At 74.0% G+C, this 22,403-nt stretch carries 24 protein-coding genes; 7 read left to right on the top strand and 17 right to left on the bottom strand.

What is annotated here, in order from left to right; all coding sequences use genetic code 11:
* Positions 1–41 precede the first annotated feature (41 nt).
* A complete protein-coding gene (locus ACIQR3_RS33305) occupies positions 42–206 on the bottom strand; it encodes a hypothetical protein (RefSeq protein ID WP_403544626.1) in 165 nt (54 codons plus the stop codon).
* Between the two features lie 73 nt (positions 207–279).
* Here ACIQR3_RS33305 and ACIQR3_RS33300 point away from each other — a divergent pair, with 73 nt between their 5' ends.
* On the top strand, positions 280–459 hold the full coding sequence (locus ACIQR3_RS33300) for a hypothetical protein (protein WP_403544624.1): 180 nt from the start codon (positions 280–282) through the stop codon (positions 457–459).
* 75 nt (positions 460–534) lie between these two features.
* Here the strand turns inward: ACIQR3_RS33300 and ACIQR3_RS33295 are convergent, their stop codons facing one another.
* The gene (locus ACIQR3_RS33295) at positions 535–1,275 is read right to left on the bottom strand and encodes an SDR family NAD(P)-dependent oxidoreductase (RefSeq protein WP_403544622.1); all 741 of its coding nucleotides are present in this window, start codon (positions 1,273–1,275) and stop codon (positions 535–537) included.
* Between the two features lie 152 nt (positions 1,276–1,427).
* On the opposite strand from ACIQR3_RS33295, the gene lnt reads away from it, so the two are divergent.
* Positions 1,428–3,014 (top strand): apolipoprotein N-acyltransferase, encoded by a 1,587-nt coding sequence (gene lnt / locus ACIQR3_RS33290; protein WP_403544620.1) that lies wholly within the window; start codon positions 1,428–1,430, stop codon positions 3,012–3,014.
* Here lnt and ACIQR3_RS33285 read toward each other — a convergent pair.
* On the bottom strand, positions 2,938–3,843 hold the full coding sequence (locus ACIQR3_RS33285) for a Gfo/Idh/MocA family protein (RefSeq protein WP_403544618.1): 906 nt from the start codon (positions 3,841–3,843) through the stop codon (positions 2,938–2,940). The genes lnt and ACIQR3_RS33285 overlap by 77 nt on opposite strands.
* A 505-nt stretch (positions 3,844–4,348) precedes the next feature.
* On the opposite strand from ACIQR3_RS33285, the gene ACIQR3_RS33280 reads away from it, so the two are divergent.
* Positions 4,349–4,915, top strand: a complete 567-nt coding sequence (locus ACIQR3_RS33280; RefSeq protein ID WP_403544617.1) for a hypothetical protein — start codon at positions 4,349–4,351, stop codon at positions 4,913–4,915.
* Between the two features lie 71 nt (positions 4,916–4,986).
* Here ACIQR3_RS33280 and ACIQR3_RS33275 read toward each other — a convergent pair whose 3' ends face one another.
* From ACIQR3_RS33275 to ACIQR3_RS33245, 7 genes are all read right to left on the bottom strand, one after another.
* Positions 4,987–5,529: a hypothetical protein gene (locus ACIQR3_RS33275; RefSeq protein WP_403544615.1), complete on the bottom strand. Its 543-nt coding sequence runs from the start codon at positions 5,527–5,529 to the stop codon at positions 4,987–4,989.
* Positions 5,530–5,589: 60 nt separating this feature from the next.
* The gene (gene ung / locus ACIQR3_RS33270) at positions 5,590–6,273 is read right to left on the bottom strand and encodes a uracil-DNA glycosylase (RefSeq protein WP_403544613.1); all 684 of its coding nucleotides are present in this window, start codon (positions 6,271–6,273) and stop codon (positions 5,590–5,592) included.
* A gap of 107 nt (positions 6,274–6,380) precedes the next feature.
* Positions 6,381–7,985 (bottom strand): ABC transporter substrate-binding protein, encoded by a 1,605-nt coding sequence (locus tag ACIQR3_RS33265; RefSeq protein ID WP_403544612.1) that lies wholly within the window; start codon positions 7,983–7,985, stop codon positions 6,381–6,383.
* Between the two features lie 224 nt (positions 7,986–8,209).
* On the bottom strand, positions 8,210–8,962 hold the full coding sequence (locus tag ACIQR3_RS33260) for an SDR family oxidoreductase (RefSeq protein ID WP_403544610.1): 753 nt from the start codon (positions 8,960–8,962) through the stop codon (positions 8,210–8,212).
* Positions 8,963–8,982: 20 nt separating this feature from the next.
* Positions 8,983–9,744 (bottom strand): 3-oxoacyl-ACP reductase FabG, encoded by a 762-nt coding sequence (fabG, locus tag ACIQR3_RS33255; RefSeq protein ID WP_403544608.1) that lies wholly within the window; start codon positions 9,742–9,744, stop codon positions 8,983–8,985.
* A 172-nt stretch (positions 9,745–9,916) separates the two neighbouring features.
* A complete protein-coding gene (locus tag ACIQR3_RS33250; RefSeq protein WP_403544606.1) occupies positions 9,917–10,366 on the bottom strand; it encodes a DUF3037 domain-containing protein in 450 nt (149 codons plus the stop codon).
* Positions 10,363–11,127, bottom strand: a complete 765-nt coding sequence (locus ACIQR3_RS33245; RefSeq protein WP_403544604.1) for a HipA family kinase — start codon at positions 11,125–11,127, stop codon at positions 10,363–10,365. The genes ACIQR3_RS33250 and ACIQR3_RS33245 overlap by 4 nt, the downstream gene beginning before the upstream one ends.
* Before the next feature lie 183 nt (positions 11,128–11,310).
* Between ACIQR3_RS33245 and ACIQR3_RS33240 the strand changes: the two genes are divergently transcribed.
* Positions 11,311–11,832 (top strand): Rieske (2Fe-2S) protein, encoded by a 522-nt coding sequence (locus tag ACIQR3_RS33240; RefSeq protein WP_403544602.1) that lies wholly within the window; start codon positions 11,311–11,313, stop codon positions 11,830–11,832.
* Positions 11,829–12,296: a pyridoxamine 5'-phosphate oxidase family protein gene (locus ACIQR3_RS33235; protein WP_403544601.1), complete on the top strand. Its 468-nt coding sequence runs from the start codon at positions 11,829–11,831 to the stop codon at positions 12,294–12,296. The genes ACIQR3_RS33240 and ACIQR3_RS33235 overlap by 4 nt, the downstream gene beginning before the upstream one ends.
* Positions 12,297–12,513: 217 nt before the next feature.
* On the opposite strand, the gene ACIQR3_RS33230 is transcribed toward ACIQR3_RS33235, so the two are convergent.
* On the bottom strand, positions 12,514–13,845 hold the full coding sequence (locus ACIQR3_RS33230; RefSeq protein WP_403544599.1) for an aminotransferase class I/II-fold pyridoxal phosphate-dependent enzyme: 1,332 nt from the start codon (positions 13,843–13,845) through the stop codon (positions 12,514–12,516).
* 35 nt (positions 13,846–13,880) lie between these two features.
* Between ACIQR3_RS33230 and ACIQR3_RS33225 the strand changes: the two genes are divergently transcribed.
* Complete coding sequence (locus ACIQR3_RS33225) at positions 13,881–14,576, top strand: pyridoxamine 5'-phosphate oxidase family protein (protein WP_403544675.1); 696 nt, start codon at positions 13,881–13,883, stop codon at positions 14,574–14,576.
* Between the two features lie 45 nt (positions 14,577–14,621).
* On the opposite strand, the gene ACIQR3_RS33220 is transcribed toward ACIQR3_RS33225, so the two are convergent.
* From ACIQR3_RS33220 to ACIQR3_RS33205, 4 genes are all read right to left on the bottom strand, one after another.
* Positions 14,622–15,731 (bottom strand): DMT family transporter, encoded by a 1,110-nt coding sequence (locus ACIQR3_RS33220; protein WP_403544597.1) that lies wholly within the window; start codon positions 15,729–15,731, stop codon positions 14,622–14,624.
* A gap of 207 nt (positions 15,732–15,938) precedes the next feature.
* Entirely contained in the window at positions 15,939–16,937 is a 999-nt protein-coding gene (locus ACIQR3_RS33215; RefSeq protein WP_403544673.1) for an EamA family transporter, read from the bottom strand.
* Positions 16,938–17,082: 145 nt separating this feature from the next.
* Positions 17,083–17,631 (bottom strand): Clp protease N-terminal domain-containing protein, encoded by a 549-nt coding sequence (locus tag ACIQR3_RS33210; RefSeq protein WP_403544595.1) that lies wholly within the window; start codon positions 17,629–17,631, stop codon positions 17,083–17,085.
* A gap of 215 nt (positions 17,632–17,846) precedes the next feature.
* Complete coding sequence (locus tag ACIQR3_RS33205; protein WP_403544594.1) at positions 17,847–18,479, bottom strand: PadR family transcriptional regulator; 633 nt, start codon at positions 18,477–18,479, stop codon at positions 17,847–17,849.
* 175 nt (positions 18,480–18,654) lie between these two features.
* Here ACIQR3_RS33205 and ACIQR3_RS33200 point away from each other — a divergent pair, with 175 nt between their 5' ends.
* Positions 18,655–19,467: a PhzF family phenazine biosynthesis protein gene (locus ACIQR3_RS33200; protein WP_403544592.1), complete on the top strand. Its 813-nt coding sequence runs from the start codon at positions 18,655–18,657 to the stop codon at positions 19,465–19,467.
* Positions 19,468–19,495: 28 nt separating this feature from the next.
* Here ACIQR3_RS33200 and ACIQR3_RS33195 read toward each other — a convergent pair whose 3' ends face one another.
* Positions 19,496–20,293, bottom strand: a complete 798-nt coding sequence (locus ACIQR3_RS33195) for a CPBP family intramembrane glutamic endopeptidase (protein WP_403544590.1) — start codon at positions 20,291–20,293, stop codon at positions 19,496–19,498.
* A gap of 109 nt (positions 20,294–20,402) precedes the next feature.
* Positions 20,403–21,902 carry a glutamate--cysteine ligase gene (locus ACIQR3_RS33190; protein WP_403544588.1) on the bottom strand — a complete coding sequence of 500 codons (1,500 nt, stop codon included), beginning with the start codon at positions 21,900–21,902 and terminating at the stop codon, positions 20,403–20,405.
* Positions 21,903–22,403: the final 501 nt, after the last annotated feature.

The following is a 22,403-nucleotide window of genomic DNA, read 5'->3' as shown; positions in this document are numbered from 1 at the left end:
GCCCGCATGGGGCAGATGGCAAGGTCCCTTGGGCGTCGGAGTCAGCGCCGCGTCGCCTGCCGCAGGACGACGCCGAGCGCCCCGGCCGCGACGAGGGCCGCCGACGACGGCAGCGGCCCCTGCGACCGCTCCAGCCTGTCGAGCCGTCTCTCGTGGTCGTCGGGTGTCTTGTCGACCCGCGCCCGGACGCGGGCGAGCCGGCCCACCAGGACCGCCGTCCATCGGCCTCCGTAGCCGTCCGGTAGCGGACTGTCAGTGCTTGCCCCTAGGCTTGTCGGCATGTTCCCCGATGCCCCGGTCCTCGATTCCGTGTGCTCCGCCGCCGAGTTGAACGAGCGGATCCGCGCCCTGTGGCAGCGCGCGGGCGGGTCGCTGTCGGCCCAGGAGCGCGAGGAGTACGAGCTGCTCGTGGTGGAGTGGGCGGCGGCGATGCGCGGTGAGGTGATCGAGGCGGCGTGAGGGCGGGGACGGTGCCTTCCCGGCCGTACGCACCGCCGCCGTCGGCGCATACGGCCGGTCCCCTGAGGGAACGGCTCAGCGTCCGCCCGCCACCCGCAGCACCGCGCCCGTCGTGTACGAGGCGTCCGGCGACAGCAGCCAGGCGATGGCCGCGGCGATCTCCTCCGCCCGCCCGGCCCGGCGCAGCGGGATGCCCGGGGCCATCTGCCGGACCCGGTCCGGGGCGCCCATCGCGGCGTGCATGTCGGTGTCGACGAGGCCGGGCGCGACCGCGTTGACGCGGATGCCGTCCGGGCCCAGCTCCTTGGAGAGGCCCACCGTCAGCGCGTCGACGCCCGCCTTGCTCGCCGCGTAGTGCACGTACTCCCCGGGGCTGCCGAGGGTCGCGGCGCCCGAGGAGACGTTCACGATCGCGCCGCCGTCCCGGGCGGACATCAGCTGCGCCGCGCGCCGCGCGCACAGCAGGGTGCCCAGCAGGTTGACGTCGAGGACCCGGCGCAGATCGGCGGTGTCGCTGTCGGCTAGGCGGCCCAGGGGGCCGGTCACCGCCGCGTTGTTGACCAGTCCCGTCACCGGTCCGAGCCGCGTCTCGGCCTCGGCGAAGAGCCGTTCGACGTCCGCCTCCTCCGAGGTGTCCGCCCGCACGGTGGCGGCCCGCCCGCCGGCCTCCCGCACCCCGGCCGCCACCGCCTCGGCGGCGGCCGGGTCCCGGACGTAGCCCACGGCCACGTCGTGCCCGTCCGCCGCCAGCCGCAGACAGGTCGCCGCGCCGATGCCCCGGCTGCCGCCGGTGACCACCGTGATGGGACGCGCCACGAGTACCTCCTACCGAGAGTTTTGATCGATCATCGATCATCCTAGCGACGGACGGCGGCTCCGGCCCTGGTGTGATCAACTGAACGGGTCTCCCGCTGATCGGTCCACCGCGACGGCGCACACTGGAGACACCGCGGGGTAGGGAGGCGCCCATGAAGACCCTCGGCCACTGGCTCACCGCCCCCTGGCGCCGCTCCCTCGTCGCGGCGCTCGCGGGCGCCCTGCCGGTCCTCGCCTTCCCCGCGCCGTCGCTGTGGTGGTGGGCGTGGTTCGCGCTGGTCCCCTGGCTGCTGCTGGTGCGCGCGGCACCGACCGGGCGGCGGGCGGCGTACGACGGCTGGTGCGGCGGGTTCGGGTTCATGCTGGCGATGCACCACTGGCTGCTGCCGAACCTGCACGTGTTCACCTTCGTCATCGCGGCGCTGCTCGGCGCGCTGTGGGCCCCGTGGGGGTGGCTCGTGCGCCGGCTGCTGGGCGGGACACCCGGGCCGGGCCGGGTGGCGGCGGCGCTCGTCGTGGTGCCGTCGGGGTGGCTGGCGATCGAGCTGGTCCGTTCCTGGCAGGGGCTGGGCGGGCCGTGGGGCGTGCTCGGCGCGAGCCAGTGGCAGGTCGCGCCGGTGCTGCGGCTGGCCTCGGTCGGCGGGGTGTGGCTGGTCAGCTTCCTGATCGTGGCCGTCAACGCCGCCGTCGTCGTGCTGGTCGCCGTGCGGCGGGCCCGGGTGACCGCCGTGGCCGGGCTCCTCGCCACGGCCGCCGCCGGCTCCGCGGCCTGGGTGTGGTCGCCGCCGCCCGCCTCCTCGTCGGGCGCCGACGGCCGGGTGCGGATCGGCGTCGTGCAGGCCGGGGTGGTGGCCGGCACCGGCAGCCCCGCCCGCCGCTTCGACCGCGAGGAGGAGCTGACCCGCCGCCTGGCCGGGCAGGACGTCGACCTGGTGGTGTGGGGCGAGAGCAGCGTCGGCTTCGACCTGGGCGCCAGGCCCGACCTGGCCCGGCGGCTCGCGGCGCTCTCCCGGCAGACCGGTGCCGACGTCCTGGTCAACGTGGACGCGCGGCGCTCGGACCGGCCCGGCATCTTCAAGAGTTCGGTCCTGGTCGGCCCGGACGGACCGACCGGCGCGCGGTACGACAAGATGCGGCTCGTCCCGTTCGGCGAGTACGTCCCGGCCCGCTCGCTGCTCGGCTGGGCCACCTCCGTCGGCGAGGCGGCGGGCGAGGACCGCAGACGGGGCACGGCGCAGGTGGTGATGGAAGTCGGGGACGGACTGCGGGTCGGTCCGATGGTCTGCTTCGAGAGCGCGTTCCCGGACATGAGCCGCCATCTCGCCGAGGACGGTGCCGAGGTGCTGCTCGCCCAGTCGTCGACGTCGACGTTCCAGGAGAGCTGGGCGCCCGCGCAGCACGCGTCGCTGGCCGCGCTGCGCGCCGCCGAGACCGGGCGCCCGATGGTGCACGCCACCCTCACCGGGGTCTCCGCCGTGTACGACGCGAGCGGCGCGCGGACCGGGCCTCGGCTCGGCACCGACACGAGCGGCGCCCAGGTGTACGACGTACCGCTCGCGCACGGCACCACCCCCTACGTCCGCTTCGGCGACTGGCCGCCGTACGCGGCGCTCGCCGTCCTCGTCGTCTGGGCCGCCGTCGAGGGCGTACGGGCGCTGCGGTTCAGGCGGAGCGCTCCTGGACCTCGCGTACCACCCGCTCGCACAGCTCATGGGTCAGCAGCGCGTCCCGGGCGCTGAGCACCCTGCCCGCGCGGACCGCGTCGAGGAAGGCGAGCACCGCCTGCTCGATGCCGCGCTGCCGGGCGACCGGCACCCAGTCGCCGCGCCGCCGCACCGTCGGCTGGCCCTTGTGGTCGATCACCTCGGCGAGGTTGACCACCTGGCGCTTGGTGTCCTGGCCGGAGACTTCGAGGATCTCCTCGGCGGAGCCGCTGAGCCGGTTCATGACGCCGAGCGCGGTGAAGCCGTCGCCGGCGAGCTGCAGCACGACGTGGTGGAGCAGGCCGTCCCGGACGCGGGCCCGCACGGTGACGTCGTCGACCTCGCCCGGAACGAGGAAGCGCAGGGTGTCGACGACGTGGATGAAGTCGTCGAGGATCATCGTGCGCGGCTCCTCCGGCAGCCCTATGCGGTTCTTCTGCAGGAGGATCAGCTCGCGGGGGTGTTCGGCGCACTGGGTGTAGCCGGGGGCGTGGCGCCGGTTGAAGCCGACGGCGAGACTGGTGTTCCGTTCCTCGGCGAGGGCCACCAGCCGCTCGGAGTCGGCCAGTTCGTAGGCGAGGGGCTTGTCGACGTAGGTCGGGACGCCGGCCTGGAGGAGCCGGGTCACGATCTCGGGGTGGACCTCGGTCGGGGCGTGCACGAAGGCGGCGTCGAGGTCCTGGGCGAGCAGCGCGTCGAGGTCGGCGTGGCGCTGGGCCGGCGGAACACGCAGTTCGTCGGCGACGCGGGTCAGGGTCGCCGGGGTCCGGGTGTGCAGGTGCGGTTCGATGCCGGGCTGGAAGGCGAGCACGGGGAGGTACGCCTTGCGCGCGATGTCACCGAGTCCGATGCAGCCGACCTTCACGGGCGTTCTCCTCAAGGGGGTTCTTCTGGTGGTCGCCCCGTGGTCGCCGACCCGGGTGCGCTCGGCAGCATACGGGGGTGGCGGGTGGCGGGTGGCGAGGGTGCGCGCGGTCGCGTCGGCCGCGGCGGGCCCGGGGGCCGGGGGCCGGGGCTGCGGGCGGGGGGTCGGCGGCGGGCCGGGGGCCCGGGGGCGGAGGCCGGGACGGACGGACGGACGGACACCGGGGGCCGACGGACGCGCCAGCCACTGCGGGCCCAGGGGCCGGGGCTGCGGGCCGGGGTCGGCGGCGGGCCCGGGGGCGGAGGCCGGGACGGACGGACGGACGCCGGGGGCCGACGGACGCGCCAGCCACTGCGGGCCCGGGGGCCGGGGCTGCGGGCCGGGGTCGGCGGCGGGCCCGGGGATCACCCGTGCGGGGCATCCTGGGCCGGTCCGGCGCCGTGGGGAGCGGGCGGCCAGCAGAGTGGCGCGGGTGCAGCGAACGACGACCTCCGTGACGCTCCTGGTGACCGCGACCATAACCGCCGCCGTCACGGCCGTGACCGGCTGTGTGACGGTCCAGCGCCCGCCCGCCCCCGGCCCGGCGGCGGGCGAGGCGGCCCGGCCCTCCGCCCCGCGCCCGGACGGCTCCCGGCGGCCCCCGCCGATTGAGGCTCCGGCCCGCGAATCGCTGCAGTCGACCGGCCCCTCCTCGCAGCCGGACCAGCCGGACCAGCCGGACGAGCCGGACGAGCCGGACGACGCGGATCAGACCGGCGCGGCGGACAGGCGGGAGGAGACCAACGGGCCGAGGGGACCGAACGGACCGCGTTCCCGGAAGAACGACGCGGCACGCGGCGGCCCGGCACCGTCCGCCGCCCCGCCCCGACGGCACCCGTCGGCCGCTCCGCCGAAGGCCCGGCCGCGGCCGGCCCGGCCTCCTCGGTCCGCCCCGGCGCTCCCCGAAGCCCCACCAGCCGCCCGCGGACAGCGCGGCGAGGGCGCGGACGTGTGTGCCCTGGGCCGGACGTACGGCCGCTGGCATCCGGACAGTCCCGAGGCGTCCATCTGCCGCCAGACGTACGGCCGCTGAAACCACCGGCCCCGCCCCCCCCTGGACCCGGAACCGCCCCCGCGCACACCCCCGTTCTCCCGCCTCCCCGCTCAGGGCCGCTGCCGCGGCGGCCCCCAAGGGCCGTCCGGCGAGGAACCGCCCTCCCCCAGGCTGCGCTCCAGCCGGCCGATCTCCGCGCGGACGCCCGCGGCATAGCGGTCGTCCCCCAGCGACTCGGCCGCGCGGCGGGCCCGCCACAGATGCAGCCGGGCGGCCTCGGGGCGGCCGAGCCGGTCGTAGTCGGCCGCCAGGTTCAGGTGCAGGGAGGGATAGAGGGAACGCGCGGCGAGCGCGCCCTCGTGGTCCGCCGGGCACCCGGCGGTGAGTTCCTCCGCGGCGGACAGGGCCCGCAGGTCCCAGGCCAGTTCGTCCGCCGGGTCGTCCTGGGTGTCGGCGAGGTAGTGGGCCAGGGTGCACCGGTGCAGCGGGTAGCCCTGTTCGCCGATCTCCGCCCACAGGCCGAGGTACCGGTTGCGGGCCTCCTCGCGGTCGCCCGCGTGATGCAACATGACGACCTGCGCGATCCGGGTCGGTACGGCGTCCGGTGCCGTCCGCTCCTGTCCCTGGGCCACCGCGTCCTCCGCGCCACTCATCCGGCTGTTGCCGACGACGTTAGGCCCCCGCCCGCCGATCACCCCGCAGACGCGGCCAGATCAGCCGAGGTCGGGAATGGTCCAGTCGATCGGCTCGTGGCCCTGCGCCGCGACCGCCTCGTTGATCTGCGTGAACGGCCGGGAGCCGAAGAACTTCTTCGCCGACAGCGGGGACGGGTGCGCGCCCTTGACCACCACGTGCCGCTCCTCGTCGATCAGCGGCAGCTTCTTCTGGGCGTAGTTGCCCCACAGCACGAACACGGCCGGGTCGGGCCGGTCGGCCACCGCGCGGATCACCGCGTCCGTGAACAGCTCCCAGCCGCGGCCCTTGTGCGAGTTGGCCTCGCCCGCGCGGACCGTGAGCACCGCGTTGAGCAGCAGGACGCCCTGCTGCGCCCACGGCATCAGATAGCCGTTGTCCGGGATCGGGACGTCCAGCTCCGCGTGCAGCTCCTTGTAGATGTTCCGCAGGGACGGCGGGATCTTCACGCCCGGGCGGACCGAGAAGCACAGGCCGTGCCCCTGCCCCTCGCCGTGGTACGGGTCCTGCCCGAGGACCAGCACCTTCACCTGGTCGTACGGCGTGGCCTGAAGGGCGGCGAAGACCTCCTCGCGCGGAGGGTAGACGGGACCCTTCGCCCGCTCCTCCTCGACGAACTCCGTCAGCTCCTTGAAGTAGGGCTGCTCCAGCTCGCCGCCGAGCACCTCGCGCCAGGACTCGGGCAGCATGGCGATGTCGGTCACGTCAACTTCCTTACGGTGTGCGGTCGCTCCAGCACCTCAGAACCTACAGGCGACCACTGACAACCGGTGCCGGGAGACCGGGAGACCGGCAAGACCGGCAACCCGGCCTACCAGCTCGTCTTGCGGTGCAGTTCCCACACCATCATGATCGTCGACGGGTCGAGCGCCCGTTCCGCGCCGGAGATGTCCTCGCTGGCCGCCACGTACTGCCGGCCCTGCCACAGCGGCAGCAGCCGGGCGTCGTCGACGAGGACGCGCTGCGCCTCCTCGAACTCCTCCACCACCTCGGCCCGGTCGCTCGCCCGGCGGGAGCGCGGCAGCAGGTCGTCGGTGATCGCGGGGACGCGGTAGGGCGTGCCCAGGGCGTTCTGCTCCCCGACGAACGGGGCGATGAAGTTCTCGGCGTCCGGGAAGTCGGGGAACCAGCCCCGGCCGAAGACCTGGTACTCGCCCTTCTGGTAGCCGGCGACGTACGTCTTCCACGGGCGGCTCCTGAGCGTGACCGTGAACAGGCCGGAGGCCTCCAGCTGGCGTTCGAGCGCCTTGAACTCCAGGGCGGTCTCGGAGCCGTAGCGGTCGGTGGTGTACCAGAGGGTGAGGGGGACGGGTTCGTCGATGCCGGCCCGGGTGAGGATGGCGCGGGCCTTGTCGGCGCTGGGGTCGCCGAACTCGTCGAAGAAGCCGGTGGTGTGCCCGGTCACGCCCTGCGGGACCATCGAGTACAGCGGGTCGACGGTGTCCCGGTAGACGTCGTGGGCGATCGCGGCCCGGTCGATCACCTGGGCGACGGCCCGCCGTACGGGCTTGCGGCCCGTCCAGGGGTCGTCGGGGTCGAAGACGAGGTAGCTGATGTCGGCCCCGGTGCCCTCGAACAGCTGGAGGTCCTCCTCGTCGGCGGTGCCGCTCTCCAGGTCGATGACGTCGTCCGCGGCCAGACCGCGGAAGGTCACCTGGATGCGCCCGGCCCGCAGCGCCTTCACCATGGCCGGGGAGGAATCGAAGTACTCGATGGTCACCGCGTCGTTCCGGCGTTCCGCGTAGCCCTGGTACCGGTCGTTGCGGACCAGTTCGGCCCGTTCGCCGTCCTCGAAGGACTTCAGGACGTACGGCCCCGACCCGACGACCTCGCCGTCCCGGCGCACCGCGTCGGCCGGGTAGGTGTCGGGGTCGACGAGGGACATCGCGGGGGTGGCGAGCACGAACGGGAAGGTGGCGTCCGGTTTGTTCAGGTGGAAGACGACCTCGTGCTCGCTCGGCGCCTGGACCCGCTCCAGGCTGCCCAGCAGTCCGGCCGGTCCGCCGTCGACGTCGATGGCCCTGATCCGGTCGATCGAGTACTTGACGGCCGCAGCGTCGAGCGGGTCGCCGTCCGAGAAGGTCAGTCCGGTACGCAGCTCACAGCGGTACACCTGGTTCGAACTGTCGGTGAACGCGCAGTTCCGCGCGGCGTCGGGGCGGGGCGTGGTCGCGCCGTTGGGGTAGCTCAGCAGGGTCTGGTAGACGTTGCGGAACAGTTCCCAGGAGCCGTCCCAGGAGGCTGCGGGGTCCAGCGTGCTGGGCGCGCTGGTGGTGCCGACGACGATCGGCTCGTCCCGGTCCGGGTCGTCGGGCGAGAGGACGCCGCATCCCGCGGCCAGTAAGGACAGGGCCGCCCCCGCGGCCACGCAGCGCAGGCGTCGGTTCCGGTTCCGGTTGAACACGCGCACGTTCATCGATCCCCCGTGTGGCGGTGCCGAACTCGGGCGACCATATCGCAGCGGCTGTCCCTCCGGACCCGCTTTGAACAGGCGTTTTGATCGTTTCGACGGGTGACTACGTTGTCATGCCCTGGAGGAGATCATTCCGCGCGAAGAAGGCAAGTGTTCTCTGCGTGAAGAAGCCAGATGCCCGCGCGGCGAGGGCGCCGTCCGTTGCCGGAGAACGCCCCCGCCGTGCCTCAGCTCACGCCCGCGTTGAGGAAGATGCCGCCGTCGAGCACCAGCGTCTGCCCGGTGACCCAGGCGGACTGCTCCGAGGTGAGGAACGCGGCGGCGCCGCCGACGTCGGAGGGCACGCCGAGGCGGCCCAGCGGGTAGCCCGCGGCGGCCTCCTCCTCACGGCCCTCGTAGAGCGCGGCGGCGAACTTGGTCTTCACCACGGCCGGCGCGATCGCGTTGACCCGCACCTTGGGCGCGAACTCGTGCGCGAGCTGGCCGGTCAGGTTGATCAGCGCGGCCTTGCTGACCCCGTACGCGGCGATGAAGGGCGAGGGCGCGATGCCCGCCACGGAGGCGATGTTGACGATCGCGCCGCCGTTCTCCTTCTGCCAGGCGTGCCAGGTCTTCTGGGCGAAGCCGAGCGCGGAGATCACGTTGGTCTCGTAGACCTTGCGCGCGACGTTCAGGTCGAGGTCGGCGATCGGCCCGAACACCGGGTTGGTCCCGGCGTTGTTGACCAGGTAGTCGACCCGGCCGAAGGCCTCCATCACCCGCTCCACGGCTACGGCCTGGTGGGCCTCGTCGTGCGCCTTGCCCGCGACGCCGATGACCCGGTCGGCGCCGAGCTTCTCGACCGCCTCCTTCAGGGCGTCCTCGTTGCGTCCGGTGATGCAGACCCGGTCGCCGCGCGCGACCAGGGCCTCGGCGACGCCGTAGCCGATGCCGCGGCTGGCGCCGGTGACCAGCGCGACCTTGCCCGAGAGTTCCGTCATGTCCGTCTGTCCCCAGCTTCCTAGTCGAGCGGTCCGCCGGCCACGTACAGCACCTGGCCGGAGACGAAGCCGGCCGCCTCGCCGGTGAAGAAGGCGACGGCGTTGGCGATGTCGTCGGGCTCGCCGACGCGCTGCACCGGGATCTGGGTGGCGGCGGCGGCCTTGAAGTCCTCGAAGCCCATGCCGACACGCTCGGCGGTCGCGGCGGTCATGTCGGTGGCGATGAAGCCGGGGGCGACGGCGTTGGCGGTGACGCCGAACTTGCCCAGTTCCTTGGCGAGGGTCTTGGTGAAGCCCTGCATACCGGCCTTGGCGGCGGAGTAGTTGACCTGGCCGCGGTTGCCGAGGGCGGAGGACGAGGACAGGTTGACGATGCGGCCGTACTTGGCGTCCACCATGTACTTCTGGCAGGCCCGGGACATCAGGAAGGCGCCGCGCAGGTGCACGTTCATGACGGTGTCCCAGTCGGAGACGCTCATCTTGAACAGCAGGTTGTCACGCAGCACACCGGCGTTGTTGACGAGGATCACCGGCGCGCCCAGTTCCTCGGCGATGCGGGTGACGGCCGCCTCGACCTGGGTCTCGTCGGAGACGTCGCAGCCGACCGCGAGGGCCTTGCCGCCGGCCGCGGTGATCTTCTCCACGGTGTCCTTGCAGGCGGCCTCGTCGAGGTCGATCACGGCGACGGCGTGGCCTTCGGCGGCCAGTCGTACGGCGGTGGCGGCACCGATGCCGCGCGCGGCACCGGTGACTACGGCGACCCGCTGCTCAGTGGTGGACATGCTGCTTCTCCTCGTCCTGGGGATGCGGCTGCGGCGGCCTCGCCCTCGTGCGGGTGAGCGACCGCTTAGTACCTTCGGCAGACGTGACGCTAGAAGCCCTGGCACGCGGTGTCAACGGGACACCGTGCCGGTGTGATTCATCACCCCCGTGCGCCCCGGCCCACCGGCCCGCTCAGCGCACCAGCAGCTCAAGCAGCCGTTCGATCTCCGCCCCCGGGTCCGCCGTGAGGCCCGTGTGGACCGGACCGGGCTGGACGACGGTGGAGCGGGGGGCGATCAGCCAGCGGAAGCGGCGGCCGGGGTCGTCGCCGGCGGCCTGCCCGGCCGAGGTGCCGCCGGCGCACACGGCCTCCACGGCGCGCAGGGCGGCGCGCACCCCTTCGACGTCCGCCCGGGGATCGAGGGCGAGCAGCCGGGCCTCGTCCAGGTGGGTGCGCGCGGCGACGAACGCCTTGGCGCGGCAGTACAGGAGCACCCCGGCGTTGACGCACTCGCCGCGCTCGACGCGGGGGACGACGCGCAGGAGGACGTACTCGTAGACGTCCCGCTCGTTGGTCTCGCCGCCCCGGATGATGTGCCGTTCGACGACGCTGCCGGCCATGTGGATGTGGCGCTCGCTCACTTGTCCCCCTCGATTCCGGTGATCCGCTCGTGGACGGTGGCGGCCCGGGCGAGCAGGGGCCGGGCGTAGGCCCGCCGCAGGTCGTCCGGCGCGTCGAAGCCGGGCTCGCCGTCCAGCCAGGCGTCGGGGATCTCGGCGGTGACCTCGGCGAGGAGTTCCTCGGTGACGCGGGGGGCGAGCTGCGCGGCGGCGGCGCGGACGTCCGGCGCGAAGGAGGCCAGGGCGTGGTCGGCGGCGTCGTAGGGGCGGGCGGCGGAGGCTTCGGCGCCGGGCCAGTTGTGGTGCCAGATCATCGTGGCGCCGTGGTCGATGAGCCAGAGGTCGCCCCGGTGGCGCAGCAGGTTGGGGTTGCGCCAGGAGCGGTCGACGTTGTTGACCAGCGCGTCGAACCAGACGATCCGCCCGGCCTCCTCGGGGCTGACCGCGAAGGCGAGCGGGTCGAAGCCGAGGGCGCCGGAGAGGAACTCCATGCCGAGATTGGTGCCGCCGCTGGACCTGAGCAGTTCCTGCACCTGCGGGTCGGGTTCGCCGAGCCCCAGCACCGGGTCGAGGCCGACGGTCACCAGGCGGGGCACCCGCAGGCCCAGCCGGCGGGCCAGCTCCCCGCAGACGGCCTCGGCGACGAGCGTCTTGCGGCCCTGGCCGGCCGAGCGGAACTTCAGGACGTACGTCCCGAAGTCGTCGGCCTCGACGAGCCCCGGCAGCGAACCGCCCTCACGCAGCGGCGTGATGTAACGGGTCGCGATGACTTCCTTGAGCATCGCCCCAGGCTACCGGCGGCACGACCGGCCGCCGGGGCCGCCCGACAGCTCGGCGACAGCTGTGGCTCACGCCCGTCCTACCGCGCGGGCGCCAGCATCTCGGCACGGTCTGAACAGCACGTGTCCCACGGCCGTACCCCACGGCAGATCATCCACCGTCGTCCCCCGGAAGGGAACGTCCGTATGACCCGCGCATCGCTCCACCCCTCGGCAGGACCGGCCCGGCGCACCGTCGTGGCGGCGGCCGGAGCGGCCGGACTCGCCGTCGCGCTGTCCGCCTGCTCCGACTCCGGTACGGACTCCGGCACCGGCTCCGACACCGGCTCGGGGACGGGCACGGGCTCCGGCACCGGCTCGGGTTCCGGCGGCGCACCGGACGCGACCGGCCCGGCGTCCTCCCCCGCCGAGGGCGCCACCGCGCAGGCCCTCGCCTCGGCCGCCGACATCCCCGAGGGCGGCGGCGTGGTCTTCGCCGAGCAGAAAGTGGTCGTGACGCAGCCCTCGGCCGGTGAGTTCAAGGCGTTCTCGGCGACCTGCACACACCAGGGGTGCGCCGTGAAGGAAGTCTCCGACGGCGTCATCAACTGCCCCTGCCACAACAGCAACTTCTCCATCACGGACGGCAGTGTGCAAAGCGGCCCCGCGCGCGAGCCGCTGCCCGCCGTGGAGATCGCCGTCGACGGAGAGTCGATCTCACTGGTATGACCGTGACACAGCGCCGGGGCCGCCGGATCATGATGACGCCCGGCGAGCTGGACGCGTTCCTGACCACCGAGCGCACCTGCCGGGTCGCCACGGTGTCGGCCGACGGCGCCCCGCACGTGAGCACCCTGTGGTTCGTCTGGGACGGCGGCTCCCTGTGGCTGTACTCGGTGGTGCGCAGCAGGCGCTGGGCCGATCTGCGCCGCGACCCGCGGGTGGCGGTCGTGGTCGACACCGGGGAGGAGTACGACGAACTGCGCGGCGTGGAGCTGTCGGGCAGCGTCGAACCCGTGGGCGAGGTGCCCCGCACGGGCGAGCTGTGCGCCGAACTGGACCTGCCGGAGACGCTGTTCGCCCGCAAGTACTTCGGCGTCGACGAGTTGCCCCACGACGGCCGCCACGCCTGGCTCCGCCTCACCCCTCGGAAGACGGTCTCCTGGGACTTCCGCAAACTGACACCGCCGTAGACCGCGCCCTCAGAAACGCGGGAGCCCCGCCCGCAGGAGCACGGGGGCCGCGCCGGCAGGAGCACGAGGAGCCGCGCCCGCAGGAGCACGGGGGCCGCGCCGGCAGGAGCACGAGGAGCCCCGCCCACAGGAGCACGAGGAGCCCCGCCCGCAGGAGCACGAGGAGCCGCGCCCGCAGGAGCGCGGGGAGCCGCACGCCAGCTCCCCCGCACCCGCTCTACACATAACTCCGCACCGGCCCGGGGCCGAGCGCCCCGGCCACCGCGTCGGCCAGCAGCCCCACATCCCCCTCCCCCAGCGTGGACACCGTGACCCGCACCCCCGGCGGTGCGCTCATCCGGAACCGCGCCCCCGGCGCGACCGCCCACCCGGCGCCCAGCAGCCGGGCGACCACGCCGGTCTCGTCCGGCACCGGGATCCACACGTTCATACCGCTGCGGCCGTGCGCCGGCACACCCCGCCGGGCGAGGGCGTCGAGCAGCGCCTCCCGTCGCCGCCCGTAGGCCGCGGCCACCACCGCCGGGTCCGCCGCGCCGTCGGCCCACAGCCGGGCCACGGCGCGCTGGGTGATGCGGCTGACCCAGCCGGGGCCGAGCCGCTGGCGCCCGCGCACCCGGTCGAGCGTGACCGCGTCGCCGGTGAGGACGGCGAGCCTGAGGTCGGGTCCGTACGCCTTGGCGGCCGAGCGGACGAAGGCCCAGCGGTGCGTCGTACCGGCGAGCGGGCACAGCGGCAGGTCGACGATCCGGTGGCCGTGGTCGTCCTCGATCAGCAGGGTCTCCGGGTGCTCGCGGAGCACGGAGCGCAGGGCACGCGCGCGGGGAGGGCTCAGCGCGGCGCCGGTCGGGTTCTGCGCCCGGTCCGTGACGACCAGGGCGCGGGCGCCGGACGTCAGCGCGCGGCGCACGTCGTCGGGCAGCGGCCCCTCGTCGTCGACGCCGACCGGCACCGTGCGCAGCCCGAGCGCCGGGACGAGGTCGAGGAGGCTGCCCCAGCCCGGGTCCTCGACGGCGACGGCGTCCCCGGGTTTCAGGTGCGCGGCCAGCACGCGTTCCATGGCGTCCAGCGAGCCGGACGTGACGGCCACCGGGCCGCCGGGGACCCCGTCGGCGTCCAGTTCGGCCCGCGCCAGGCGGACCAGCTCGGGTTCGGCCGGCTCGTGCCCGTACAGCACCGGATGCCGGTCGTTGTGCTCGGCCGCGGCGGCGAACACCGGGGCGAGCGCGGGCAGCAGCGCCGGGTCCGGGTTGCCGTCGGACACGTCACGGACGCCCTCGGGCACCTCCACCCGGAGGAACTCGCGCCCCGTGGTGGCCGGTTTCGCCCGCACCCGGCTGCCCCGGCGCCCGGCCGTCTCGATCACCCCGCGCTCGCGCAGGGTGCGGTACGCGGCGGCCACGGTGTTCGGGTTCACCCCGAGCCGCTCGGCCAACTCCCTCATGGGAGGCAGTAGTTGCCCCGGTTCCAGCTCTCCCGCGCCCACCGCGCGCTCGACGCTCGCGGAAATGTCGGCTGCGCGCCGCCCACTGATCGGATAGTCTCCTAGCACAAAGCCTATTATGCACTAGTGCAATGGAGACCACCATGCAGGGGACCACGGGGACCGCAGGGTCCACGGCACAGCCCGCCACCGCCTACCCCCCGACCGACCGCACCGTCCCCACCCGTTCCCCGGGCCGCGCCTCGTACGACCGGGACGTGGTGCACTCGATCCTCGACGAGGGGTACGTCTGCCACCTCGGCTTCGTCCGGGACGGCGCCCCGGTGGTGCTGCCGACGCTGTACGGCCGGGTCGGCGAGCGGCTCTACGTGCACGGCTCGACGGGCTCGCGCCCGCTGCGCATGGCCGGGCAGGCCGACCCGGGGCTGCCGGTGTGCCTGACGGTCACGCACGTGGACGCGCTGGTGCTGGCCCGCTCCGCCTTCCACCACTCCGTCAACTACCGGTCGGTGGTGGTGCACGGCACCGCGTACGACGTCACGGACCCCGAGGAGAAGCGCACCGCCCTCGACGCCCTGGTCGACCACGTCGTGGCGGGCCGCTCCCGCGACTCCCGGCCCGCCAACCGGAAGGAGCTGGCGGCCACCGCCGTCCTCCGCCTCGACCTGCGCGAGGTCTCCGCCAAGGCCCGCTCCGGCGGCGTGAACGACGAGCCCGAGGACCTCGCCCTCCCCCACTGGGCCGGACTCCTCCCGCTGCGCAAGGGCTACGACGCCCCGGTCGCCGACCCCGGCCTGGCCCCCGGCACCGCGCTGCCGGACTACCTCTCCGCGCCGTGACACCGGCCGCGGGGGCCCTCCCGCCCGGGAGGGCCCCCGTCCCGGTCACACGAGCGCCGGCCGCCCCCGCGCCTGACGCGCCTCCGCGACCGCGAGGCCGGTGACCGACCCGAGCAGCAGCAGCGTGCCGGCCGAGGTGGCCGGTGTGAGGTGCTCACCGAGCAGGGTGACGGCCAGCACCGCCGCGGCGACCGGCTCCAGGAGCATGATCACGGACACGGTGGCAGACCGGACCACGGCCGCGCCCGCGAAGTACAGGCCGTAGGCGAGGGCGGTGGGCACGGCAGCGACGTAGGCCAGCAGCCACAGCAGCGGCCCCGGCTCCACGGTGTGCGGCACCAGACCCTCGGCCAGGGCGAAGGGCAGCAGGCACAGGCTGGTGACGGCGAACGCGCCGACCGACGTGGCGGCGGCGTCCGCCCCGCCGTCCCGGCCCCACCAGCGGGTCAGCAGGGTCATCACCGAGTACCCGGCCGCGGACAGCAGCGCCAGGACCACACCCCAGGGACGTACGGTCGCGCCGCCCCCGCCGAGGACGAGCACCGCGAGCCCGGCCAGCGCCCCGGCGACCGCGCCGACGCCGCCCCGGCCCAGGCGCTCCCCGAGGGCGAGCCGGGCGCCGAGCGCGATCAGCACCGGACCGGCGCCGAGGGTGACGACGGTCGCCACGGCCAGTCCGGTGGACCGCACGGCGGCGAAGTAGGCGGTCTGGAAGACGGCGAGGCCGACCCCGGTGGCGGCGGTCCGCAGCACCTTGCGGCCGAGCGGCTCGGACACGGCGGGCTGTACCGGGCGGCCGGCCGACCGCCGCCGAAGGCCGACGGACCGTACCAGGCGGCCGGCCGACCGCCGCCGAAGGCCGACGGACCGTACCGGGCGATCGGCGGACCGCCGCCGAGGACCGACGGGCCGTGCTCGGCGGCCGGCCGACCGCCGCCGAGGACCGGCCGCCCCTGCCAGGCGGCGCGGCAGCCGGGCGGCGAGCAGCAGCACGAGGCCGGCCGCGCAGCGCCAGAAGGACAGGGCGACGGGGCCCAGGTCACTGAGCCGGTAGACCAGCGAGGCGGCGGCGCCCGCGGTGCCCCAGGCGACGCCGGCGACGATCAGGTAGAGGAGGCCACGCCCTACGGGCAGGCCGGACTGTGCATTCGACACGATGATTCACTCCGCAGTCGCGCGATGAGCGCGGAAGTTCGGCAAGGGCCCCTGAACCGACGGGAATGAACCGCCGGGGCCCTACGGACCTCGTCCGCGGGCAGCACCGTTCCGCCCGACGGCGACGCGCCGGGCTGCTCACCGGTGGACCCGCCTCAGGCGGCCGGAGGCGGAAGAACGAGGGCGTCCGAATGCATGATCGGCAGACTAGGCGACCGGTCCCCGGCGGGACAACTCCCGTCCCGGGCCGCCCGCCGCCACCGGCTGCGCCGATCCCGTGGCGGGTGTCGACGCCTGGGCGATGAAGGCGCCCACCAGGACCACCGCGCCGCCGGCGATCTGCGGGGCGGAGAGGCGCTCGCCGAGCAGCACCCAGGCCAGGACGGTCGCGATGACCGCCTCCAGGCAGGCCACGACGCCCGCGACCTGCGGCGACAGCCGGCGTACGGCGACGATGCCGGAGACGTAGGCGAGCACCGTGGCGATCAGCACGATCCAGGCCAGCAGGAGCGCGGCGGCGACCGGTGTGCCGTCGACCGGCACGGTGTGCGCGAGCACCTGCCAGTCCATGCCCCAGGGCCGGGCCACGACGGTGAGCACGGCCGCGCCGACCAGCAGGCCGTAGGCGATCACGCCGAGCGGGTCGGGCGTGTCGTCGCCCGCGTCGCTGCCCTGGTCGGACAGGACGAAGTAGCCGACCTGGCAGCAGGCGGCGCCCAGCGCGAGCAGCAGGCCGAGGGCGTCGAACCCCAGCCCCGCCCAGACCTCCACGACACAGGCGAGGCCGCCGACGGCGAGGACCACGCCGAGCGCGGCGGCCCGCGTCACCGGCCGCCGCTGCACGAACCGCACCCAGCCGAGCACCAGGGCGGGCGCCAGGTACTCGACGAGCAGGGCCACGCCGACCGGGATGCGGGAGATCGCGGCGAAGTAGCAGGCCTGGACACCGGCCACGGCGAGCAGACCGAAGCCGGCGAGCAGACCGGGACGGCGGCGCAGCAGCGCGCGGTGCCGCACGGCGAGCGGGAGCATCACCAGGGCCGCGCCGGTCACCCGCAGCCACACCACGTGGAGCGGGTCGAGACCCGCCTCGATCAGAGGCTTGGCCGCGACACCGGATCCGCCGAAGGCGAGGGCGGAGACGAGCGCGACGCCGAGCCCGACGCCCTTGCCGCCCCGGCCGCTGTCAGTCGTATGCACCGGCACATGATGACAGGGCACGACATGACCGTCACCCCAGATGACACCTGTCTCGCGGACCGGACGCCGGCCGTGCCGAAGGACGGGCTCCGCAACCTCTCCGGAGCCGGAGCCGGAGCCGGAGCCGGAGGCGGACGGACTCGGCGGGTGCCTACGCCGTCGGCTCCGCGTGGCCGTCGGCGCGGGCGAGCAGGGCCTGGGGGTCGACGCCGGCCCGGACGAGGACCTCGACGGCCCGCGTGCCCGGGTCCGCGACCAGGGCGGCGAGCAGATCCACCCCGCCGGCCCGGGCGGCGCCGCGCCGTACCGCGCGCTCGCGAGCCCGGTCGACCGCGGTGGCGGCCGAGGGCGAGAAGCCCGCGGCCTCCTTGACGACGGGTACGGCTCCGGAGTCCTCCACGGTGCCCTGCCAGCGCAGCCCGTAGCCGATGCTGCGCTGCACCAGATAGCCGAGCAGTCGGGCCATCTGCGGCCCGTCGCCCAGCACGGCGCACACCTCGGGGTCGTACTCCAGGAGCGAGTGGAGCAGGTGCGCCGTGTCGATCTGCCGGTCCCCGTCCCGTACCGCCCTGCGGCGCGCGCCGGAGACCACCGCTGCCAGTCCGGGGCCGAGCCGGTCATCGTGGTCGGTGCGGTCGGGGTGGTCGGGCCGCCGGACGCCTTGCTCGCCGGCCGGCTGCCGGGGGATACGGGATTGCACCACTCCACCCCATCAGCCCCCATGGCCCCGGGTCATCCCCGGAGGGGAGCATTTCGACGTCCCACGCGAAGTGGACGCCGAGGGCCGTGATCTCCTCCTCACGGATGAGATCAGGCCGTTCACTCCCCCTGACCGGCGTGGCCTCTTGCCCGGGACGATTGCGCCCCGCGGAGTCGTCCGCGGAGTCGTCCGCGGGGCGCCGCACATCCTCGCCGTCAGTCCTCGTCGGCGAGGATCCGGTACAGCTTCTTGCGGGACTCGTTGATGACGTCGAGCGCCTTCTCCCGCTGTTCCTTGCTGCCGGTCTTCCAGACCTGGCCGAACGCCTCCATGAGGCCGAAGCCGGCCTGCCGGATGTCGTTCAGCGCCTCCCAGTCGACCCCGCGCGATGCCTCTTCCCAGGGGGCCTCGGGCCCTTCCTCGGCGGCGGCGCGGCCGGACTCCGTGAGGGCGAACAGCTTCTTGCCGCCCTCGCTCTCGCTGGCGATCAGCCCCTCGTCCTCCAGCAGCTGGAGGGTCGGGTACACCGAGCCGGGGCTGGGCTTCCACGCCCCGCCGCTGCGCTCGGCGATCTCCTGGATCATCTCGTAGCCGTGCATCGGCCGGTCCTTGAGCAGGGCCAGGATCGACGCGCGTACGTCGCCGCGCCGCGCCCTGCCCCGCGGACCGCCCCGCCCCCGGCCGCCCCAGGGCCCGGGACCGAAGCCCGGTCCGAAGGGTCCGGGGCCGCCGTGACCGCCCGGCCCGAAGGGGCCGAAGGCCGCGCGGCGCCCGTCGAAGCCACCGCGCCCGAAGGGGCCGCCCTCGCCCCGTCCACCGTGTCCACGCTCGTATCCGTGGGTACGCATCGCCACCACTCCATTCCATCGTTGATCTGTCGCGATGCTTCAACGATATATCGGAGAACTGGATACGACAACCCCTCGCCGAAGACCCGTCCGGCCGGCCGGCGACCCGAAACCCGGTCCACCGGTCGCCCATTGGCCTTGGCCTGCGCTTCTGCCGCTCCCGTAGCGTCGGGACATGCGCATCCGAATCGTCGACGCCTTCACCGACCGGCCCTTCGCGGGCAACCCCGCCGGGGTCCTGCTCCTCGACGCCTTCCCGGACGACCGCCTGCTCCAGCAAGTCGCCCTGGAGGTCAACCACGCCGAGACGGCCTTCGCCCACCCGCTGCCCGAGGGCGGCGCGGCCGACTGGGCGCTGCGCTGGTTCACCCCGGCCACCGAGGTGAACCTGTGCGGCCACGCCACGCTCGCCACCGCCCACGTCCTGCACACCACCGGCGCCCATCAGGGGCCCGTCCGGTTCGCCACCCGCAGCGGCGTCCTCGTCGCCACGCCCGGCGCGGACGGCTCGGTCACCCTGGACTTCCCGACCGCGCCGCTGACCCCGGCCGCGGTCCCGGCGGGTCTGGCCGAGGCCCTCGGCGCCGAGCCCCGCGCGGTCCTCGACACCGGTCCGAACGTCGGTGACCTGCTGGTCGAACTCGCCGACGAGACGACCGTCCGCGAGCTGACACCGGACCACAAGGCGCTGGCGGCCCACTCCGAGCGCGGCGTCATCGCGACCGCCCGCGCCGAGGACCCCGCGCGCGGCTACGACTTCGTCTCCCGCTGCTTCTTCCCCAACGTCGGCATCGACGAGGACCCGGTCACCGGCAGCGCGCACACCGCGCTGGCCCCCTACTGGTGCGAGCGCCTGGGCCGCCCCGCCCTCACCGGTCTCCAGGCCTCACCGCGCTCCGGCCTGGTCCGCGTGGAGCCGCGCGGCGACCGCACGCTGCTGAGCGGGCGCGCGGTGACGGTGATCGAGGGCGACCTGCTCGCCTGGTGACACCGGAGCGGGGCCGGCTGCCCGGCCGTCACGCCGTCGGCAGCCAGCTCACCTTCCCGGCCAGCAGCGCGTAGCCCACGAAGGCCCCGATGTCGAGCAGCGAGTGCGCCACGACCAGGGGCCCCACCCGGCCCCAGCGCCGGTAGAGGTACACGAACACCACGCCCATCACCATGTTGCCGATGAAGCCGCCGATGCCCTGGTAGAGGTGGTACGAGCCGCGCAGCACCGAACTGCCGACCAGCGACGCCCGGGGCGTCCAGCCCAGTTGGTCGAGCCTGCGCAGCAGGTAGCCGACGACGATGACCTCCTCCAGGACCGAGTTCTGGAGGGCGGACAGGATCAGCACCGGGTACTTCCACCACACCTCGGGCAGCGCCTCGGGCACCACGGTGAGGTTGAAGCCGAGGCCCCGGGCGGCCAGGTAGAAGGCGATGCCGCTGCTGCCGATGACGGCCGCGATCACGGCACCGCGCAGCAGGTCGGGACCCGGCCGGGTGCGGTCGAAGCCCAGGACGCGCAGGCTCCGCCCCTCCCGCAGCAGCAGGTGGGCGACGAGGGCGACCGGCACCAGCGCGGTGGCGATGCCGAACAGCTGCCAGGCGAGGTCCAGCCAGGGGCGGCCGGGCGCGGCGGAGGCGTTGAGGGTGGCCGCCTGGTCCTTCAGACCGCCCGGCCGGGTCACCGAACCGATGAAGCTGATCAGGGCGGAGACCCCGCTCGCGCCCAGCGAGAGAGCCAGGACGAGCAGCGTCTCGTCCCGCAGACTCCGTCGCGAGAGCCGCTCCTGAGGGATGGAATCGACCACCGGGCCCGCCTCCGCCATGCACACCTGCCTCGACCGGGACGTCAAGCTTGCCCGATCAGTATGGGGCGGACACCGGCGGGGGCGGGCGCGGGGCCGGGACGACCGGCCCGGCCCCGCGCAGTCACCGCTACGGCCGCCCGATCGGCCACAGGTGGACCGGGTCCCCCTTGTGCATCAGCTCGACGTAGCGCCGGGTCGTCGCGGCCAGCGCGGCCTCGCGGGACATCCCCGCCTCCAGCGCCCGGTGGAACGTGGCCGCCTGCCAGCCGGCGCCGTTGACCCGGCGCCGGCACCGCTCGTCGATCACGCCCAGGTAGAAGTCGCGGTCGGCGGGCTCGACGCCCCACGCGTCCAGTCCCGCCTCGGCCAGCGGCAGCAGCTCGTCCCGGACCAGGACGGCCGCGTCGACCTCCCCCGTGCCGCCCAGCCGGCCGCGCCTCGGCCACTGGAAGCGGGCCTCGATGCCGTACCGGCAGGCGGCGTCGAAGTTGGCGGCGGCGGCCTCGAACGGCAGCCGCGTCCACACCGGCCGCGGCTCGTCGGCCAGGGCGCGGACGACACCGTAGTAGAACGCCGCGTTGGCGATGACGTCGGTGACGGTGGGGCCCGCGGGCAGCACCCGGTTCTCCACCCGCAGGTGCGGGAGGCCGTCGGCGACGCCGTAGACGGGCCGGTTCCAGCGGTAGACGGTGCCGTTGTGCAGCACCAGCTCGGCGAGGGACGGCACGCCGCCCGCGTCCAGGACGTCGAGGGGGTCCTCGTCGTCGCAGATCGGCAGCAGGGCCGGGTAGTAGCGCAGGTTCTCCTCGAACAGGTCGTAGGCCGAGGTAACCCACCGCTCCCCGAACCAGGTGCGCGGACGCACGCCCTGCGCCTGGAGCTCGGGCGGCCGGGTGTCGGTGGACTGCTGGAACAGCGGCGGGCGGGACTCCCGCCACAGCTCGCGGCCGAACAGGAAGGGCGCGTTGGCCCCGACGGCTATCTGCGCGGCGGTGACGGCCTGCGCGGCGTTCCACACCCCGGCGAAACGCTCCGGCGTCACCTGGAGGTGCAGTTGCACCGACGTGCAGGCGGCCTCGGGGGCGATGGACTTCGAGGTGCAGCTGAGGCGTTCGACGCCGTCGATCTCCAGGTGGAAGTCCTCGCCGCGGGCGGCCACGATCTGGTCGTTGAGCAGGGCGTAGCGGTCCACGTCGGAAAGGTTGGAGGAGACCAGGTCGTCCCGGTCCAGGGTCGGCAGAATGCCGATCATCGCGATTCCCGCGTCCAGCTCTCCGGCCTTTCGGTCGGCATATGCCAAGGAGGTGCCGATTTCCTCGGCGAGCCGGTCGAATACCCGGCCCTCCAACCGGTGTGGAGCGATGTTGACTTCCAGGTTGAACATGGCGAGTTCTGTTTGGAAGTCCCGGCTCGCGATGCGTTCCAGGACCTGCCCGTTCAGCATTTTGGGCATCCCGTCGGCGCCGACGAGATTCAGTTCGATCTCCAGCCCCATCAGGTTCTTCGGACGGTCGAACCGCTTCTCCGCCAGGAGTCGCTCCAAACCCGTCAGACAGCGGCGGAGCTTGTCGCGGTAGTGCTGGCGATCGGACAGGTCCACCTGGCCTGCCGCGACCTTCTCCCCCATGGAAGCGTCCTCCTCGGATCAGCGGCCGGGTCCGGCCGCCGGTGGGTGCCGGTCAGGATGGATGATGCCCAGCCGATGCGATCGATAACGTCCCCGCGCGGACCCGCGAGCCGCTACGCTGGCGCGATGTGACCGGAGGCACATTCGCCGGGCATGGCGCACACCCGGTTTCGGACTCCGGGAACTCGTGGAAAAGCCCGACGACAATTGGCCGACCACTTCCCGGATATTCACCGAGGTCATCGGCGTTCAGCCCGTTCGAAATCAGGGTAACCTCCACATATCGCCGACCGGATGCGCCCTTGTTCGTCTTGCCGGAAAGCGCTAGCCGAAACCCACCACGAACACTTGTCGTATAAACTCTGCGGACACGGCAGAGAGCTGGCGCCTACGGTCGAGATCGCCGAGGCGACGTACAGCAGCCCTCACCCCCGCTTGCCGGCGTTCGGACCCGGCCTCGTCTCTCTGCCCCTGCGAGCTGACAGCGTCGTCCGCCCGGCC

The organism is Streptomyces sp. NPDC090994, from assembly GCF_044768905.1.
Classification (GTDB): domain Bacteria; phylum Actinomycetota; class Actinomycetes; order Streptomycetales; family Streptomycetaceae; genus Streptomyces.
This window is presented reverse-complemented; position numbering and strand designations above follow the sequence as displayed.